A 17119-nucleotide genomic window follows, 5' to 3' on the forward strand; every position below is an offset into this window, starting at 1 on the left:
CTTTAAAGGCATTATTGCTTTTGCAGTAATGCCTTAATTTTTTATGTTTTAAAGTACAGAAAGCAACATTTTTATTGCTAGCAACACTAAAACTACTGCAAATACTTTTTTAAGTGTGGCAACAGGTAATGAGTGTGCCAATTTTGCCCCTATAGGCGCAGTAAAATAACTCGTCGCAGCAATAATTACGACTGCAGGCAAATAGATAAAACCAAAAACCCATTCTTGCTGATAGCTTACTGCCCATCCATTGGCCAAATAACCTAATGTACCAGCCACAGAAATAGGTAGGCCAACTGCTGCTGACGTACCAATCGCTTTTTTAATATTAATACCACGGCCTGATAAATAAGGAACGGTAAGCGAACCACCGCCAATAGACACCAGCGCAGATATTGCACCAATACCAAAACCAGAGCCAACTAAATTGCTTGTAGAAAGCGTTTGCTGCTGTATTTCAGCGCTCTTCTTCATAAACATATTTACCGCGACGTAACTCATGAATGCCGCAAAAAAAATGGCTAAATAAGAAGAGTTTAAATAAGCGGCCAAAAAAGTAGCGGCAAACGTTCCCACCACGACACCAAGCGCCATTTTATGGACTAAATGCCAAAGCACCGCTTTGTTTTTTTGATGGGCACGCATGCTAGCAATTGAGGTAAAAACAATACACGCCATTGACGTACCTAATGCTAAATGAACCACTTTATCTACTGGTATGCCTTGTACTAAAAATATCGATGTTAATGCTGGCACCATAATGCCCCCACCACCTACACCTAAAAGCCCAGCAAAAAAACCAACGACAGTACCTAGCAAGGCGAAAATTAATAACCATTCCAATGTCATATAACAGACCCAATGAAAATTTTGCCGATACTGTAGCAAGTTCGACATACAATTAAAAATTACAGACAGTGATACTAGTCATAGTGAAAACACGATAAAATAACGCTCATTAAGCTCGCTTTTTAATTTATTTAAATGTTGTCATCAAACTCTGCAACTTGCTTTACCCCTTTTACTTCGGATAGTAGTAACTTTTCGCTGCCGACAAAATTTACCTACCCGTTTTGTTATCAGCCACACCCACTTTCAAGGCTTGCCGCAGATCAACTAAAACAACAACTTTCAACATTTCATCCATTATCAAGCAACCAGAAAGGAAGAATGTATGGCGTGTTAGTCGTACAAAAAGCAAACGGTGAATTAGGCTATTTAACTGCCCTTTCTGGTAAGCACAGTGAAGAGTTGGACACTCGGGGGCAAATTCAATTTGTACCACCAGTCTTTGATGTTAATGAAGAAGATCCCTACTTTGTCGAACAGCAAGCCACCGTAAACCGAATTAATAAAGAAATTAACGACTTACAACAAGCGCCTGTTTTTAACATGTTGCAGGTTATTAACGAGTCTGAGCAAGCAGCAGCGGCTTTTCAAATCGCTCGTTTACAAGCGAAACATGTTGTTAATCGAAAGCAACGTAAAGCAAAACGCCAATGGCTATCACAAGCATTAGATCACAAGTTAACTGAAACCAACATTAATGAGCAAGAAGCCAAACAAATAAGCATTGGACTGTCACGCGAGAGCGTTGAAGATAAGCGTGCAATTACTGATTTAAAATCGTATTGGCAAGCGAGAATAGCGCAAGCCGAACAAAAACTGATTGTCTGGCAACAGAAACTAGCACAACTGCAAAAAACACGGCGCAAACTGTCATCATCATTGCAAAAAAGGCTATTTAAGCAGTATCAGTTGCTTAACGGTCTTGGGAACACAAAAAATTTGGTCGAGCTATTTGCCGAAACCATCACTCCTACACCACCAGCAGGCTCTGGCGATTGTGCTGCTCCCAAGCTACTGCAATACGCCTATCAACATGAACTTACCCCAGTATGTATGGCAGAATTTTGGTGGGGGAGACAACCAGAATCTGAAATTAGAAAACACCAGCAGTATTACCCAGCTTGTCAGGGAAAATGTCTGCCAATTTTAAGCCATATGCTTGAAGGTATAGCATTAGAGGACAACCCGTTATTAGTGAACCCTGCCACAAACAAGTCGCTTGATATAATTTACCAAGACGAACACTTAGTGGTGGTAAATAAACCCGAAGGCATGCTATCTGTGCCAGGGAAAAACATTGTAGACTCTGTCGCTTCACGCGTAAAACAAATGTTCCCTATGGCAACAGGCAATTTAGTATTGCATCGCTTAGACATGGCAACATCAGGCTTATTAGTACTAGCGCTTAACGAACGTGCTCATAAACATTTGCAAAAACAATTTATTAGCAAAATTGTACAAAAAAGATATATCGCCATTGTTGATGGAGTTGTGAGCACGTCTGAAGGTGAAATTAACTTACCGCTGACCTTAGATATAAATGATCGTCCACGCCAAATGGTATGTTTTGATCATGGAAAAACAGCTAAAACAAAATGGCAATTAATTGAACATAAAGCAGGGAGATCTCGCTTATGGCTTTATCCAATTACAGGTAGAACACATCAATTACGGGTGCACTGTGCTCATCCTGAAGGTTTAAATATATCTATATTGGGCGATGGCTTATATGGTACCTCTGCTAATCGCCTGCACCTTCATGCCCAGCAATTGAGTTTTCTACATCCGGTATCCCAACAACGCATCACATTTGAAGCAGAGCCCAATTTTTGAATCGCTATTTGTTTAGATAACTTCTCGCTAGCTGATGAGCCAATTCAAGGCTTTGCTCGACATCAGCATCAACATCAGGATCAATACCATTTCCTTCCCAGTTATCATTGCTTTCAGGGAGCATCGCTTTGGCAAATGGTACTTCCAGTATAAAACTATCGCTAATTGTGATTTTCTTTCGCCATATTGCTACACCCATGGTCGGCTTACCTACAACCACAGCTCTGCCCTGACGTTGCAGTGAGTATGCGAGGAGCTCAGCGCCTTGTTCTAAAAATGGTGAGCTAAGGATATAAATCGCTACCGAACTATCAAATCGTTCACCGGAAATATCATCAGATGTTTTAGCGGTAAACATCATATTGTCCTTAGGATTACTAAATGTAGCAAGGGTTGTATCACGCGGAAGAAAGTAACTTAATAAATACTGCACTTGCTCAATATCTGCCTCTTCTAAGTGGCGAAGGTCCAAAATTAATGCCTTTGATTGCGATAACGAAGTAAGCGCACTATCTAGTGCTTGACGCACATTATCACTAGGTTTTAACGAGCCTAATTTCAAATAACCTATATGGTTTGATAAATATTTTGCTTCACTGACGCCTTCATTTTTCTTATCAAGCACATGATTATCGAAGCCTTTGCCAATGAAAATACTTTCCTTGAAATTGACGGTGAGGTACCCATCACCACTGCTTTTTAGTAAATCTTTATTTAACTGACGAATAAATTGTGGGATGGTTTCTTTAGGTGAACTTGCTGAGTTTAAATAGTCACTTGAAAGATCTGCAACGACTTTATCTGCTATCGCCCTGTCCAAATAATGCAGTTCAATAGCTGAAATTATTTGTGTAACCGATTGTTGTTTTAATGCATGGTTCAGCGCTAAATCATTGGCAAACGCAAATGAAAAAAGTACATAACAACTAACGATGCAAACGCGAAGTAACTGAATCATAGCGACTCTTAAAAACTAACATATTAGTAAGAGGTTGGGCTGTGATCCAAATAATCAACTCCTGCACAACAATTCTTTTAACTATTGTTTCAAAGTCCAACTGATTTCGAAAATTGTTTTCGATAAGCCTGAGGAGATATCTGCATTTTTAGTCGAAAATGATGCCTTAGCGTCATTGCAGTACCAAAGCCTGACTTCACCGCTACTTGATCAATAGATAAGTCCGATTGTTCAAGTAACGCTTTTGCATAGTAAATACGTTCTTGAGTAAGCCACTCCCCTGGTGTTGTACCAGTCGCTTCTTTGAAACGACGTAAAAAAGTACGTTCAGTGACATGAATTTCTTTAGCAAGTTGCTCATTATTATAATTTAAAGAAAGGTTTTCTCGAAGCTTATCCAGCAATGGGGCAATAGCGTGGCTTTTACTTTTGGGCACCGCTTGTTCGATAAATTGCGCTTGATTACCTACTCTTACTGGCGGTATAACTAAACGCTTGGCTACTTTATTAACAATCTCATTACCGTAATCTTTTCGAACCACATGCAAACACAAATCTAAACCTGCCGCACTGCCAGCTGAGGTTAATATATGTTCATTATCAATAAATAACACGTCGTTTTTCACGTCAATTTTTGGATAGCGAGTCTGCAAAGTTTCAGCATATTTCCAATGTGTTGTAGCAGCGACTCCATCTAATAACCCCGCTGCCGCCAATACAAAAACACCGGAACAAATTGACATAACCCTTACGCCTGCAGTATTTGCTTTAGCTAAAGTGCTAGCAAGTGCCTTAGGTACAGGCTGATCGATATGAGTCCAGCCAGGTACGATGATAGTGTCTATGTCATGCCAATCCAATATTGGTAAGTCGGCCTCCATATTGCCTTTGTATTGCGTTTTTATTGGTTTTCCGTCTAGAGACATTGTATGAAACTGATACCAATTTTCACCAAATTCTGGGCGCTCTAAACCGAAAATTTCCGCCACGCACGAAAATTCAAATAAACACAATCCATCATAGATAAGTACGGCGACTTGTTTTCTCTTCATTTGATTGTCAGTTTTTAATCGAACACTGTCTTTACCGCCAATGTTAGCGAACAAAATTTAGTCATACAATACTTAACGAAACATATATTGAAAAAGGAATCATTATGAAAAACGCTGTAACAGCAAGTCCAGCGGCACCATCAACCGATGCTTTCATCCACTTTTCTAAACAATTTAGTTTTGAAACTGATTGCTGGGATACCCATGAAGCCCTGCAATCTGAATCACCTGGATTTGTATTACTCGATGTTCGCAATGCTGAACTTTTTGCCAACGGGCATGTGCCAGGAGCAATACATCTACCACACGGTAAGATTGTTAAATCTAAAATGGCTCAATGGCCACAAAATACGCTATTTGTGGTCTATTGTGCTGGACCTCATTGCAATGGTGCTGCCAAAGCAGCGATTCGTTTGGCTAAACTAGAGCGACCTGTAAAATTAATGACAGGCGGCGTCACCGGATGGTTAGATGAAGGATTTCCGCTAAACCAAATACGCAAATAGCGGAATAAATCTTCTGGCCTTTAGACAGCAATAAACTTGCAAACTGGTATGACCAGAATTAGAGTGTAGATAAGCTTATCTAAATGAAATTCGAAATGAACCAAGTTAAACAGACTGACATCCAGATTACTTGCTCAGATAAATATTTGCTGGCGGCTACCCAATATACACCTGATAATAAAGTTAAAGGCGCTGTATTAATAGGGCCAGCGACAGGTATCAAACGTCAATTTTATGCTAATTTCGCCATCCATTTAGCTGAGCACGGCTATGGTGTAATCACTTTTGATAATCGTGGAATTGGCGAATCGTTAGATGGTCATATCAAAGATTGCGAGGTAACACTTCAATGCTGGGGCGAAAAAGATATGCCAGCTGTATTAGAACAGTTAAAACAGTCTTTTCCTGATACCCGGTATCACTTGGTTGGCCACAGTGCAGGCGGGCAATTAATAGGTTTAATGCCCAATGCACACGACATTAGTTCGGTATTCAATTTTGCCTGTTCGTCTGGGCAGCTAAGTAATATGAAGCTCTCTTACAAGTTCTCTGCTCATTTTTTTATGAACGTTTTCATTCCTCTAAGCAACTTGCTGTTCGGCCATACTAAATCTCATTGGCTTGGCATGGGCGAACCGTTACCTAAAGAAGTGGCCAAACAGTGGCAATTATGGTGCAACGGACAAGGTTATGTGAAAACTGCGTTCGGTAGTACTGTTCATCGTCATCATTATGATGATTTAAGTATGCCCTCTATGTGGATAAACGCAGAAGATGATCAAATTGCCATCAATGAGAATGTCGCCGATATGGTTTCAGTGTTTAAACAATTACCAGCACAAACCAAAACGCTAAAAGCTGAAAATTATGGCCTTAATGAAATTGGTCATATGAAGTTTTTTAGCCGCCAATCTAAACCGTTATGGCAATATGCCATTGAATGGTTAGATAATCATTAACGGGTTATTAAAGTAAAAAGCATCAATATAGTTGATGCTCTTTTTCTATCTTAAACATATATTTACATTAACAGTTGCCACGCCAATGGGCTTATCATTAATAACCCTACTGCATAGCCAAATTTGTTTGTCATAGGTGAGTACTTTTTTTGCAACTTCAAGCCAAAACATGGACGCAGTAATTCAACTCTTTTAATGACTTCAAAAAGTGCAAAGCAGCCTAAGATAGTTAATAAAGACACGCCCGCTGCCTCGATCAAAGCCGGCAGCTTAAATTGCGTTAAATAAAAGCCAAAGACTAAAATTAAGGTTTGATGCAATATATAAAACGGATAAACCGCATCACTAAAATAAGCTAAATGTTTAGATGGTTTATTAAAAAACCGACCAGCAATAGCGAGTACAAAAGCAACGCCAATTACGCGCATTGTGCTATAAACAACCATTCCAATAAGCTGCAACCTTTCGTCTACTTTATACCCTTTGATAACGTCTAACCAAACAACATTATAAAAAGCGATAAAAGTGCACGTGCCAATGACAAAGTAAATAGACAACATAGGCAAGTGCGTTGATAATTTTTGCCAAACATCTTGCCGCCACCCCAAAAGATAACCTAATACTAAAAAGGCAAAGCCAAGCGGATACCGGGTTTGATCGGTTGGCCAACTTAGTTGAATCGACAAAACGATAAATACAACAAGTGATATCAATACTATGCCATGTTGTGCCACGACCCAATCAATTACACGATTCAGCCATTGACTATTTAACAAAGGTAATAACGCAACCAAGGCAAGTGAATAAAACCAAAGTGACCTTAAATACCACAAATGGTTAACATCTATATGAGGCCAAATACCGTATTGATAATTTTCAAATATGCCTGAATTATTACTATAAAACGCTTGCATAAACGTCCAATAACTCATCGTAATTTCACCTTTAGCGCTCATTTCCACATACAGCTGTGGCGGTATAACTATCAGCACACCAAATAGAAGAGGTAAAAGTAACCGCAAAGAACGTAACGCGATCAATCGATACACACTTACCTTTGCCAAAATGAAGCGAATTGCGATACCGGAAATCAACCATATCGCCGGCATACGCCACGGCTCGACTATCAGCAAGACGCTTTCTAGCCACTCAAATTGATACTGGCTTTTCGCATGCCAGCCCCAATTACTCACATAGAACATCCCGATATGATGAATAATTAACAACGCGAATAGTCCAATGCGTAGCCAATCTAAATCAACACGTCTAGTGGTAGCTAAATGCGAATCCGGTGGATAAAAGACAAAATAGCGCTGAAGTTTAGAGATAACATTGTAAAGCATAACCGTACAGTTCCTTTGAAATGAAATGCTGTTATCATGAATTAACTAAACTTGCTTTAAAGCGAAATAGTTTCAATAAACAACGGTTAGGGATGAACGGTGGAATAGCGGGATGAACCGTTTTCACAATAAGGGCTTAAAAGGTATCGTGAGCAAACTACAGCACTTCCAGCAAAATAAACTGCGCTATGAAATTCTGTTTCTAGTCTGCTATTTCATTATTAACGCCACCATTTTGGCTACATCTGTCGTCATGGAAGCACAACGTAAAAGTGACAATTTGCCTTTTGAATTATGGGAACCTTTTATTTGGGAATATACCAGTGCGTTAAGTACCTTAATGCTCTTTCCATGTATTATATTTTTTCTGAACAAGGCACCTTTAAACTGGCAAAAAATAAAGCAAAGTCTAGCTATCTATTTTGCTGCTTCGAGCCTATTTTCTGTGAGCCATGTAGCCATTATGGTTGCACTTAGAAAACTCATATACTTGAGCCAAGCAGGCAGCTATGACTTTGGTAATATCGCTTATGAAATGCTTTACGAATATCGAAAAGATTTATGGGCTTTTATCTTTTTTGTCGCCGCCATACACGCATATCGATTTATATTAAGCAGGCTTTATGGTGAAGCAAATCCTATACAGGAAGGTGAGGAAGAGAAAACCACCGACGCCCCAGTAAGCATTGAACGTTTACTTGTTAAAAAACTCGGTAAAGAGTTTATTATCAATGTCACTGACGTTGAGTGGATGGAGTCTTCTGGCAACTATGTGAATTTATATATAAATGACCGAATATATCCACTGCGCTCAACGTTGGGGAAATTATCGGAGCAATTGATCGATAAAGGATTTTGCCGAATTCATCGCTCTCACGCTGTCAAGCTTGATGCTATCGAATCAATCACGCCACTAAGCAGCGGCGATAGCGAAATAAAATTGAAATCAGGCAAAGTGCTCAACCTATCTCGTCGTTACAAAGAGCATTTCAAACTTTCATTAACTTAATATATCAGCGACTTAACGCATAATCGAGTTTGGCGCTATACTCAAATATAAGATAACGCTGTCGGTTTATTTAGTGGAATTATGCGCTAAACACTTGAGTATTGTCCTAATACTCTGCTTATTTTCTCAAGCCTCTTTTGCTAAAGAGCCATCACAAGTTTGTCTAAAACTAAGCTCAATTCCTGTTGTCACCTTTATTGTGCCTGATTACGAAAACAGTCCCTTCTGGTCAACACTCGGTAATTTAGCGATTAAAGCCAGTGAAGATTTAAATATTGATTTGCGATTTCACTTGATACCCAATGAAAATAGAAGCCGCTTTAATTACGCCGATAAAATTGAAAAGATACTCATTAAAAATAAAGGGACTGATTATTTGGTTGCACCATTTTTAACGGGCTCTGAAAAAAGAATAATGGCATTAACCGAAAAGTATGGTGTTAATTTCTTGTCATACAACTCACCACTAAATACAGCGGTAAAAGAAGCCATTGGACTACCCAGAGCTATTCACTTGCATTGGCTGGGGCATATATCGCCAGATGATGAACAAGTAGGCTATGATGCGGCCCAACTTTTAGCAGAACAACGACAAAACAAACCAACTAGATTGATCGCGATTAATGGTGGCCGACACAGTGCAGTTGCTAAAATGCGTTTTAAGGGTTTGCGTCGAAAGTTGGCAGAAGATAACCAATTAACACTATTGCAAGGCGTAAATACTGACTGGTCATTTGCTCAAGGTGAAGACAAGGCCAGTCAGTTATTTCAACGCTATCAAGATATACACGGAATCTGGAGTGCAAGTGACAGTTTAGCAATAGCTAGCTTACAACAATGGCATAACTTATTTCCGGATACACCTCCACCCACAATTGTTGGCATTGACTGGACAAAAGAAATCGCTACACATATTAAAAATAACCAAGTATTGGCAAGTTTTGGTGGGCATGTTTTTGAAGGGGTATGGCTGTTAGCTCTAATCAAAGATCACTATCTAGGTTTAGATTTTTTCGACGAAAATAAAGGCATAGTTAACTATCGTCTTCGGGCAGCAGATAAAAGCAACGTGGGTTTACTTAGCAATATAGGTCAGATAAATAAAGACTTATCTTTGCTAAGTAAATGCTTATCAGGAAAGAATTCAAACTATGAGTTTGATGCTATGGCCCTTATGTCTCAATAAGATTGAGCGTACATTTTAGTAACGTTATTCATACTTCAAAGCGCAAATTAGTCACAATCGCTATCACTTAAACTTTAAAAAGCCGATTTAACGGTTATGCTTTCCTGCTTACTAAGTAATCTATTTCTTCGTGCTATTCGTAGTAAATAATACAATGACACAAAGAGGATATAATTATGGAGTGCAAGCCCACAATTATCGGTATTGCCGATTCAACTCACTATTTAGTTGGGATGACTGACGCTAAAGACAACTTTACAGCATTACCTTCACTACAAGACGTTGCCATTTGCACGTCATTATCGGAAGCGAAAATATTACTTAAACGTCAAAAAATCGATACGGCACAGTTAACACTTCAGTCAGCTTACGATGAAATGTGTGGGTTACCTGCGTCTGCGATTACTAATCAGACTATCTACTTTTAATTGAAAGTTTATGAAAATACATAAGTACCTGACCTTGTTCAACCAAGCCATTTCTCTAGGTCAGAAACAAAGTGATGGTAAATATAAACTCAATGAAGTTGAGGCTTGGCATGATCATGATGGTTATACCTGTTATCTCGGCTACAAAGACTTGGTTATGACTATATACTTCCACAATAAGTACGCTTACGACTATGAAGACCCAAATACTTTGACCTCTTTCGAGTTATTAGTAGAGCGCTTTAGCTTTCAATCTACCTTAAATGCGGTTTAACAATGGCCATTTTGGAGTGTTTTTGATACTGATTTCAAACAGTGGTATTGCCGACGACTTGAATAAAAATGACAACACCGTAATTCAAGAGCGTATAGAGCTTAACGGAGTTGACTGGCAAGTAATAAACGACGGTGTTATGGGCGGGCTATCATTAGGAAGCACAAAGTTTCTCGATTCCACCATTGTATTTTCTGGTGATATATCGATAGAAAATAACGGCGGATTTAGCAGTGTTTATCGTCCCGTATTGGGTTTGTCGACACAGTTTGATTCGATTGGTTTACAAGTGCTAGGTGACGGAAACCTTTATCAAGTGCGTATTCGTTCTCAAATTGAGGGTTATAGTCTAACGTACAAAGTAGATTTTTATGCCAGTAAAAATATTGAGCAATATTTGACTTTTAAGTTGTCAGATTTTCAAGCTTCTTTTAGAGGACGGCTTATACCTGGAGCACCTGAGTTAAAACCAGAAAACATCACTCATGTTGGATTTTTAGTCACTAGTAAACAACCTACTTCCTTTGCTTTAACGGTTAAGGGAATTACCTTTTATTTAAGTAGCTCTTTAAATGAATAAAATCAGCCCCAAAACCTTATTACATAGTAAGTGGACCAAGCTTGCAGTGTTAAATAAAGAAAAACACTTCGTTGTCACCCACATTGAGTTTGATGAAGATAATCGAGTTATTGAGTGTGAAGTTCAAGCAGTAATGACAAAAAAAACTTACCCTATAAATTGGCGTGAATTAAAAGACAGTCAGCAGTGGAAGTTAGGCTGGAAATAACAAAGCAATGACGACTGACAGATCACTACCAAGGTATCGGTTTTCCTTGCCAATCTATATAACTGAGCTCACCATTTATTGACATTTTTTCTGTAAAATTAATTAGCTGACTCGCAACAAACTCACTAGTAAATAATTTTCCTTCGGGAACATTCCGCTGGAAAGGTTTCGATAATGGGCTATCTGTTGTTCCTGGATGAAAGGAAACTAACTTAATATTTTTTGCACGTCTGTTAAGCTCAACGGTCGCAGATTTTAATAACATATTTAACGCTGCTTTTGATGCCCTATAGCTATACCAACCGCCCAACTTATTATCGGTAATGCTAGCGACACGCGCGGTAAAAAATATAATTTTACATGTCGCTTTTCCACCAAGTATCAATACTAAATATTTTAACCACAACATAGGGGTAATAGTGTTTGCAGCAACTATTTCATTAAAAGTATTCGCATTGAAGTCTTCAAGTCGCTTTTCAGGTTGGCATGTTTGATTATGTAAAACACCATGGCAAATAAACACTCTAGTGATCTGTTTGTTAGTAGATACACTATCGATGCTTTTTATTGCTTCACTTATTTCTGCTTCTAGGTAACTATCAACCTCAATAGTGGTAATGTTGGCAAACATCGGTTGATTATAGAAAGAGGTATCTCGACTAATGACGATGAGGTGAGATGCTTCTTCGTTAACAATTTGCTGTGCTATTGCTTTTGCTATCTCGCTATTAGCGCCGATGATTAGCGTTGTTATATTTTTCATAACATGACCTTTTATCACAGGTGTTTTTGCCCAATTGGAAATTGCGGTACAAGAATTGTGAAATTGGCTTTCTATATTTCGCTACGACTAAGTAGCATATATGTGCTATTTGTTTGAAAATGGGCATCGCTAAAGGGGCTACGTAAACCCCTTTTCCAACTAATGTCCACGCGCGATGAGTAACATTTAAACCGAGTAATACTTCGCCGTTGTAATAGCCATGTAAAATCCGCATTGCTTTATCGACATCAATGCCTGGGTAATGAAATTGAAAATCAGCTTGATGTATATTTACAAGTTCAATGGCATTGTTATGGTCATATTGTTTTAACTTATCCATTTCTAATGTACATAATGGGCAACTACCGTCAAAAAAGATGGTAAGAATAGTTCTTTCTTTCGTCACTTGCATAACTATAAATCGCTCAATTCATTTTGTCCGTTAACAGGAATTCGCTGAACGGAACGTTCGGGTTTAGCGTAGCTGAGGCGCGACAGTCGTCGACTGACATGGTAACTGTCAAGACCTGAGATTGAGACGGTGTTTAATGACTCTATGTCAATGTAACCATCTGGTTTTATCGCCATATTTTGACAAAAAACATCTGTTACTTCTCCAATGACTAACAACGTATTATTTAATTCTATCGGGATGATTTCTTTTAACGTCAACGCGTATTGAAGCTGACTTTCATTAACAAATGGTGCGTCAATACCTTCGTAATATCTTGATGACAAACCACATAAGTCAAACTCACTTTCTTGAGCTACATAACGTGCAGATGTTTGATGTGCTTTCAGCCAAAAACTTTCACTAACCTGATTGATAGTATATTGCTTAGTTTGCTTTATGTTTTCTAGCGTATGTCTTGCTACGTTATTAGGACGCATAACAAATCCAACTAATGCTGGTGACGCGCCTAAGTGAACAACTGAACTAAAAATAGCAACATTGGTCTGTCCGTCTGCGTTACAGGTTGCAATAAGATTTGCACTCTTAAAACCCGACAAACTGTTAACAAGTTGTGCTCGGTATCTAGAAGGCATATTGATTATTTGAACTTGGTTAAAATGTTGCAAATGTTGATTATCGTGAGCTAAGTGATATTACTGATTTAATACGAAAAAATTAATGAGAGAGATCAGTTATCAACATCTATATTCAGTCATCGCCATCGAAAAGATTTCAATTAAGCTAAATTATAATCGTACTTATCATTGATGGCCTTCCGCTGCACTAGTGCCTGTTTAGCCTATAAATTAACGATATAAAAACATCCTAAATGTTTTCTTTGCCCGTGTGAAAATCACAAATGCACTAAAATAGATTGCTGATCTTTTTTGGTCATGGTTTTTACCACAAGCAGAAAAGAGTTATCGATCATTCGTTCTATTTCACCTTGAGGAATTGAACCATCGAGTATTATCGTGTTCCATTGTGCACGATTCATATGGTATCCAGGAATTACTGATGAAAATATATCTCGCAGCATAACAGCCTCTTCAGGATCACATTTTAAATTCATGCAGTAAAAGCCTGCCATTTTACCATCAGTGCCTTTTTCGTTTCCTTTACCCAATGACAGCGTTGCAAACATTTTTTTCTTTACTTTGAATACCTTAACTTCAGGTCCAAAAGGATAATCAAGCCAGCTTTCCGGTTTTGATAATAAATAACTTTCCGCGACAACTTCACTCATCACTAATTCCTAATTACTCGTCAATGCAGACAAAATATATTGCTCGAAAATTTCATCTGTTTGATGGAAGACACTACCAGATTTAAAACTGTAATTGCTGGTAGTAAATGTCACGACCGCATCAAGTTCAGGAAGAAAAATGATTTTTTGTTCTCCGTCACCTAACGCCATATAGCCCAAATACTCCTGATTATTCACTAAAAATATCTTTTGATACCACAAATAACCATAGTGAAAGTTGTTTTCTATTTGAAAGCGCGGTGCTATTGATTTTCTTATCCATTCTGCACTTAATACTTGTTGTCCTTGCCACTGTCCTTCATTTAAAAATAATTGGCCAATTTTAGCCATAGCTCGTGGTGGCATATCTAAAGCTAGTGCTTCTCCTGCTGGCGAGTGAGACCAAGTGTAATTATTAATCCCTAATGGGGAAAATAAGAACTGCTCACCAAACTCATCAATAGGCATATCGGTTTCTCGCGCTATTATTTGGTGCAGAATAATTGGAATTCCAGTGAAATAACGGAACTGAGAACCAGGCGTAAATGCTAGCTCAGCTTGAAGTGTGTATAATGCCCAATTATCTGCTGTGTTAAGTTCGCCACCATCACAACTTGCCGCTTCATGCGTACCTTCATAACAATCAAAGCCAGCACTCATTGTTAACAAATGTTCAATGGTAATTTGTGACTTTTCTCCAGACCAATCAACCCGAGTATAATTTGGAAAGTATTGTTCAATAGGTTGTGCTAAGTCCGATATATAGCCATGTTCTATAGCAAGCCCAGCTAAAATTGATCCTATGCTTTTTGAAGCCGACTGTAATTGGTGTCTTGTCGATACCGAAAATCCATTAAAATACTCTTCAAAAACTAACTTGCCGCCTTTAGCTACAACTACGCTATTAATGTTTACGTAACGCCCCAAACGAATTTCATTAACTATGTTTTCAAATGGCGTAACAGGTAAACTAACATCTGACAAGTGAGCAACATCCCAACCATCATTCCGTGTTTCTGGCATTTGATAGCTGTACAATTCAGGAGCAGGAGAACAAGCGCATACAGTATTGCCATCGCCTCCAGAGCCACAGCTATACATTAATATCGCAAGAGCAAACGCTATAATTTTCTGAAATGAGCGAGTAGTCACAAATATCCCTTTTTTATCTTTATCTTAGCGATTAAAAATGGCTTAAACTACTCACCAAATTTTGTCTATAAGGGTCATCATCACACAATAATAAGCAATTATAAAGTCACTCTATTTCCTTACATTCCACTAGTTACGTGTATTACGCTAGCTCTTTAATATTGTTCTTGTTCATTGAACATAAATAACTATTGGTATGCTTAGCTTTTCTAATAGCTGGTGTAGTGCTGACTTCTAAGAAGTTGATACATTTGCACCACTGATTTACCGCAGAATGATTTAATAAAACATTAACCATTGCCCATTGATTAATTCATCTTATAAAAGTTACGTAGATATTTCATCGAACAAGCTTTACTACACACAGTTACATTTCGACAACTCTACGACATCAATCGTACACATTAACCTGTTACAACTAAGGCAAGCAAATTGGAATTGCTTTAGTCGAGCCAGACGTTTTCTCCAGCTCCTTGCCTTCACCGAGACATGATTTGCAGAGATGGCCACTACCGTATGTTAGGAAATTTTTATTTAAGGAGATGAAAATGAACTTAATAAAGCTGGTAAGTTTTTCTGCAGGGCTCATATTTGCTTCAACAAGTATGGCTCAACAATATCAATTTGTTGCGATGGATAATTCACTGGAAACCAAGCTCTGCGTTAAAGCAGGTAATGACGATGCAAAGGGTGTAAAACGTGTAATACGACAACTTGGTGTAAAAGAACGCCGACAACATATCAATAATATTGCCTGCAATGATATGTCAGCAGCTAAATTTGCCTTTAAATATCAAGCAACAAACACGTTTGAGTACTTAAACCGGTTAAGTTACGGCGTTAATAAAGTAAACCCATCAGTAACGATAAAAGATGTTGCAAATAAAACTGCTAAACCAAAAGTGATCTATGTTTCTACTGCGAATTAACTAACGACACCCAAATATTAGCAAACTAGTTTCATCGCTAAGAAAGGAGCACAGGCTCCTTTCTTTTTCGCTAATTGTTATAGATGACGTTATGCTTTATCTATCAACCTTTGTTTAGATTTTTGCTATGCGCTCATTGCTGTCCATTCTACTGTTATGCGGTTTGCTTTCTTGCGTCCTATCGCCAAATCAACAACATTTGCCAATTGCCTCGACAATTGCACTTAAAAGCTTCAAAGCAATAAATATCGATAATTACCCAAATAACATGGCCAATGCGCATATCAATGAATCACTTCTGGCCCAATTACGTTTATTGGAGGCTAGGAATATATCAATAATGCAAAGCCGCACCAGTGACCAAACGCTCGTGGTAGAAATTATCAACAATGATTTATTAGATGACGCCATGGCAGCAATCTATTACCAATTTCATCTCGCTAAAAGTAGTAATAATCTATGGCAAATAACAAAAGGCCTTCAAGCACTTCAATGTCGGCGAACGAATAATATGGAATTCGCGAACAACATCTGTCCATAATATTGAACGAAAAAATGTCCTTATCTCCCCGTATATTTGTAAAATATTTGTTAATATAAAAGAAAACGACGGACTCTATCCATGCAGCACTTTATTGTCGAATTTAAACAAGCAATAAATAAAGACTTTTGCCAATACCTAATTGATAAATTTGAACAAGATAAACGCGCAACACAAGGTCGAATAGGTTCAGGCGTAGACACAACTAAAAAAAACAGCCTTGATTTACATATTTCCCAATTGAGTGAGTGGCAAGAAGATGTCGAAAAAGTTAACCAAATACTGTTACAAGCGCTCACACAATACATTAAGGCTTATCCTCACTTATTAGTGGGCGCACTTGCTCCACAATTTGCCGATAAAAGCTCTGGTGAGCTTCGTAGTTTAACAGCCCAAGACGTTACAACACTTTTAGAGCCACAATTAGCCAATATAATTCAGTCAATATTTAGCTTTGATGCGATTAACCTTCAAAAATATCAACAAGGTGAAGGTAACTTCGGTCATTGGCATTCTGAACATTACCCGCATCCTAGCGATCCAGAACAAAAAAGCCTGCACCGCGTGCTTTTATGGCTAATTTACCTAAACGATGTCGAAGAGGGTGGGCAGACAGAATTTCTATATCAACAAGCAAGTATTCAACCAACCACAGGCAGTATAGTGCTATCACCTTGTGGCTTTACACACACTCATCGTGGCACTACGCCAATATCAAATGATAAATATGTATTAGCTTCTTGGATTAGCTATAAGCCGGCATCAGAGCTATATAAATAAAAACTAGAATGCTAATAGCATGAAAATAAAAAATCCGGCGCTAGGCCGGATTTTTTCATTCTAATATGT

The 17119-nt window shown here is 38.3% G+C and carries 21 protein-coding genes; 12 read left to right on the forward strand and 9 right to left on the reverse strand.

Translation table 11 applies throughout. From position 1 onward, the window contains the following. Positions 1–48: 48 nt before the first annotated feature. Positions 49–849, reverse strand: a complete 801-nt coding sequence (locus tag HII17_RS02315) for a sulfite exporter TauE/SafE family protein (RefSeq protein ID WP_169073700.1) — start codon at positions 847–849, stop codon at positions 49–51. Between the two features lie 135 nt (positions 850–984). On the opposite strand from HII17_RS02315, the gene HII17_RS02320 reads away from it, so the two are divergent. Then, positions 985–2682 carry an RluA family pseudouridine synthase gene (locus HII17_RS02320; protein ID WP_169073701.1) on the forward strand — a complete coding sequence of 566 codons (1698 nt, stop codon included), beginning with the start codon at positions 985–987 and terminating at the stop codon, positions 2680–2682. 4 nt (positions 2683–2686) lie between these two features. Here HII17_RS02320 and HII17_RS02325 read toward each other — a convergent pair whose 3' ends face one another. Together HII17_RS02325 and ftrA are read right to left on the reverse strand one after the other, a co-directional pair. Continuing rightward, a complete protein-coding gene (locus HII17_RS02325) occupies positions 2687–3640 on the reverse strand; it encodes a S41 family peptidase (RefSeq protein WP_169073702.1) in 954 nt (317 codons plus the stop codon). Between the two features lie 89 nt (positions 3641–3729). Further along, the gene (gene ftrA, locus HII17_RS02330; RefSeq protein WP_211185223.1) at positions 3730–4746 is read right to left on the reverse strand and encodes a transcriptional regulator FtrA; all 1017 of its coding nucleotides are present in this window, start codon (positions 4744–4746) and stop codon (positions 3730–3732) included. 50 nt (positions 4747–4796) lie between these two features. Here ftrA and HII17_RS02335 point away from each other — a divergent pair, with 50 nt between their 5' ends. Beyond that, a complete protein-coding gene (locus HII17_RS02335; protein WP_169073703.1) occupies positions 4797–5198 on the forward strand; it encodes a rhodanese-like domain-containing protein in 402 nt (133 codons plus the stop codon). Positions 5199–5281: 83 nt separating this feature from the next. Beyond that, a complete protein-coding gene (locus tag HII17_RS02340) occupies positions 5282–6157 on the forward strand; it encodes an alpha/beta hydrolase family protein (RefSeq protein WP_235938613.1) in 876 nt (291 codons plus the stop codon). 62 nt (positions 6158–6219) lie between these two features. Here the strand turns inward: HII17_RS02340 and HII17_RS02345 are convergent, their stop codons facing one another. After that, a complete protein-coding gene (locus HII17_RS02345) occupies positions 6220–7500 on the reverse strand; it encodes an acyltransferase family protein (RefSeq protein ID WP_169073704.1) in 1281 nt (426 codons plus the stop codon). Positions 7501–7612: 112 nt separating this feature from the next. On the opposite strand from HII17_RS02345, the gene HII17_RS02350 reads away from it, so the two are divergent. The 6 genes from HII17_RS02350 (at position 7613) to HII17_RS02375 (ending at position 11185) form a co-directional block, all read left to right on the forward strand. Next, on the forward strand, positions 7613–8509 hold the full coding sequence (locus tag HII17_RS02350) for a LytR/AlgR family response regulator transcription factor (protein WP_169073705.1): 897 nt from the start codon (positions 7613–7615) through the stop codon (positions 8507–8509). A 73-nt stretch (positions 8510–8582) separates the two neighbouring features. Continuing rightward, on the forward strand, positions 8583–9695 hold the full coding sequence (locus tag HII17_RS02355; protein WP_169073706.1) for an ABC transporter substrate-binding protein: 1113 nt from the start codon (positions 8583–8585) through the stop codon (positions 9693–9695). A 176-nt stretch (positions 9696–9871) separates the two neighbouring features. Continuing rightward, positions 9872–10123 carry a DUF6482 family protein gene (locus HII17_RS02360; protein ID WP_169073707.1) on the forward strand — a complete coding sequence of 84 codons (252 nt, stop codon included), beginning with the start codon at positions 9872–9874 and terminating at the stop codon, positions 10121–10123. A 10-nt stretch (positions 10124–10133) separates the two neighbouring features. Continuing rightward, positions 10134–10397 (forward strand): DUF3081 family protein, encoded by a 264-nt coding sequence (locus tag HII17_RS02365; protein ID WP_169073708.1) that lies wholly within the window; start codon positions 10134–10136, stop codon positions 10395–10397. 22 nt (positions 10398–10419) lie between these two features. Next, positions 10420–10977 carry a CIA30 family protein gene (locus HII17_RS02370; protein WP_235938614.1) on the forward strand — a complete coding sequence of 186 codons (558 nt, stop codon included), beginning with the start codon at positions 10420–10422 and terminating at the stop codon, positions 10975–10977. Beyond that, positions 10970–11185, forward strand: coding sequence for a TIGR02450 family Trp-rich protein (locus HII17_RS02375; protein WP_169073710.1), 216 nt, complete (start codon positions 10970–10972; stop codon positions 11183–11185). The genes HII17_RS02370 and HII17_RS02375 overlap by 8 nt, the downstream gene beginning before the upstream one ends. A 25-nt stretch (positions 11186–11210) precedes the next feature. Here HII17_RS02375 and HII17_RS02380 read toward each other — a convergent pair whose 3' ends face one another. The 5 genes from HII17_RS02380 to HII17_RS02400 form a co-directional block, all read right to left on the reverse strand. Further along, entirely contained in the window at positions 11211–11948 is a 738-nt protein-coding gene (locus HII17_RS02380; protein WP_169073711.1) for an SDR family NAD(P)-dependent oxidoreductase, read from the reverse strand. Next, positions 11914–12354, reverse strand: coding sequence for a thiol-disulfide oxidoreductase DCC family protein (locus tag HII17_RS02385; protein ID WP_328824440.1), 441 nt, complete (start codon positions 12352–12354; stop codon positions 11914–11916). The genes HII17_RS02380 and HII17_RS02385 overlap by 35 nt, the downstream gene beginning before the upstream one ends. Positions 12355–12362: 8 nt before the next feature. Next, the gene (locus tag HII17_RS02390) at positions 12363–12995 is read right to left on the reverse strand and encodes a flavin reductase family protein (RefSeq protein WP_169073712.1); all 633 of its coding nucleotides are present in this window, start codon (positions 12993–12995) and stop codon (positions 12363–12365) included. Between the two features lie 260 nt (positions 12996–13255). Continuing rightward, a complete protein-coding gene (locus HII17_RS02395) occupies positions 13256–13648 on the reverse strand; it encodes an MmcQ/YjbR family DNA-binding protein (protein WP_169073713.1) in 393 nt (130 codons plus the stop codon). 9 nt (positions 13649–13657) lie between these two features. After that, positions 13658–14800 (reverse strand): serine hydrolase domain-containing protein, encoded by a 1143-nt coding sequence (locus HII17_RS02400; RefSeq protein WP_169073714.1) that lies wholly within the window; start codon positions 14798–14800, stop codon positions 13658–13660. A 548-nt stretch (positions 14801–15348) separates the two neighbouring features. Here HII17_RS02400 and HII17_RS02405 point away from each other — a divergent pair. The 3 genes from HII17_RS02405 (at position 15349) to HII17_RS02415 (ending at position 17050) form a co-directional block, all read left to right on the forward strand. Beyond that, a complete protein-coding gene (locus tag HII17_RS02405; protein WP_169073715.1) occupies positions 15349–15729 on the forward strand; it encodes a DUF3718 domain-containing protein in 381 nt (126 codons plus the stop codon). Between the two features lie 127 nt (positions 15730–15856). Next, on the forward strand, positions 15857–16270 hold the full coding sequence (locus HII17_RS02410) for a hypothetical protein (RefSeq protein WP_169073716.1): 414 nt from the start codon (positions 15857–15859) through the stop codon (positions 16268–16270). 81 nt (positions 16271–16351) lie between these two features. Next, positions 16352–17050: a 2OG-Fe(II) oxygenase gene (locus HII17_RS02415; protein WP_169073717.1), complete on the forward strand. Its 699-nt coding sequence runs from the start codon at positions 16352–16354 to the stop codon at positions 17048–17050. Positions 17051–17119 lie beyond the last annotated feature (69 nt).

This window comes from Thalassotalea algicola (genome assembly GCF_012932965.1).
Taxonomy (GTDB): domain Bacteria; phylum Pseudomonadota; class Gammaproteobacteria; order Enterobacterales; family Alteromonadaceae; genus Thalassotalea_F; species Thalassotalea_F algicola.

Bases quoted from the DNA above. Each gene is read 5' to 3' on its own strand.
- HII17_RS02315 (WP_169073700.1), bottom strand. From the start codon at position 849: ATGACATTGGAATGGTTATTAATTTTCGCCTTGCTAGGTACTGTCGTT.
- HII17_RS02320 (WP_169073701.1), top strand. From the start codon at position 985: ATGTTGTCATCAAACTCTGCAACTTGCTTTACCCCTTTTACTTCGGAT.
- HII17_RS02325 (WP_169073702.1), bottom strand. From the start codon at position 3,640: ATGATTCAGTTACTTCGCGTTTGCATCGTTAGTTGTTATGTACTTTTT.
- HII17_RS02335 (WP_169073703.1), top strand. From the start codon at position 4,797: ATGAAAAACGCTGTAACAGCAAGTCCAGCGGCACCATCAACCGATGCT.
- HII17_RS02340 (WP_235938613.1), top strand. From the start codon at position 5,282: ATGAAATTCGAAATGAACCAAGTTAAACAGACTGACATCCAGATTACT.
- HII17_RS02345 (WP_169073704.1), bottom strand. From the start codon at position 7,500: ATGCTTTACAATGTTATCTCTAAACTTCAGCGCTATTTTGTCTTTTAT.
- HII17_RS02350 (WP_169073705.1), top strand. From the start codon at position 7,613: ATGAACCGTTTTCACAATAAGGGCTTAAAAGGTATCGTGAGCAAACTA.
- HII17_RS02360 (WP_169073707.1), top strand. From the start codon at position 9,872: ATGGAGTGCAAGCCCACAATTATCGGTATTGCCGATTCAACTCACTAT.
- HII17_RS02365 (WP_169073708.1), top strand. From the start codon at position 10,134: ATGAAAATACATAAGTACCTGACCTTGTTCAACCAAGCCATTTCTCTA.
- HII17_RS02375 (WP_169073710.1), top strand. From the start codon at position 10,970: ATGAATAAAATCAGCCCCAAAACCTTATTACATAGTAAGTGGACCAAG.
- HII17_RS02380 (WP_169073711.1), bottom strand. From the start codon at position 11,948: ATGAAAAATATAACAACGCTAATCATCGGCGCTAATAGCGAGATAGCA.
- HII17_RS02390 (WP_169073712.1), bottom strand. From the start codon at position 12,995: ATGCCTTCTAGATACCGAGCACAACTTGTTAACAGTTTGTCGGGTTTT.
- HII17_RS02395 (WP_169073713.1), bottom strand. From the start codon at position 13,648: ATGAGTGAAGTTGTCGCGGAAAGTTATTTATTATCAAAACCGGAAAGC.
- HII17_RS02405 (WP_169073715.1), top strand. From the start codon at position 15,349: ATGAACTTAATAAAGCTGGTAAGTTTTTCTGCAGGGCTCATATTTGCT.
- HII17_RS02410 (WP_169073716.1), top strand. From the start codon at position 15,857: ATGCGCTCATTGCTGTCCATTCTACTGTTATGCGGTTTGCTTTCTTGC.
- HII17_RS02415 (WP_169073717.1), top strand. From the start codon at position 16,352: ATGCAGCACTTTATTGTCGAATTTAAACAAGCAATAAATAAAGACTTT.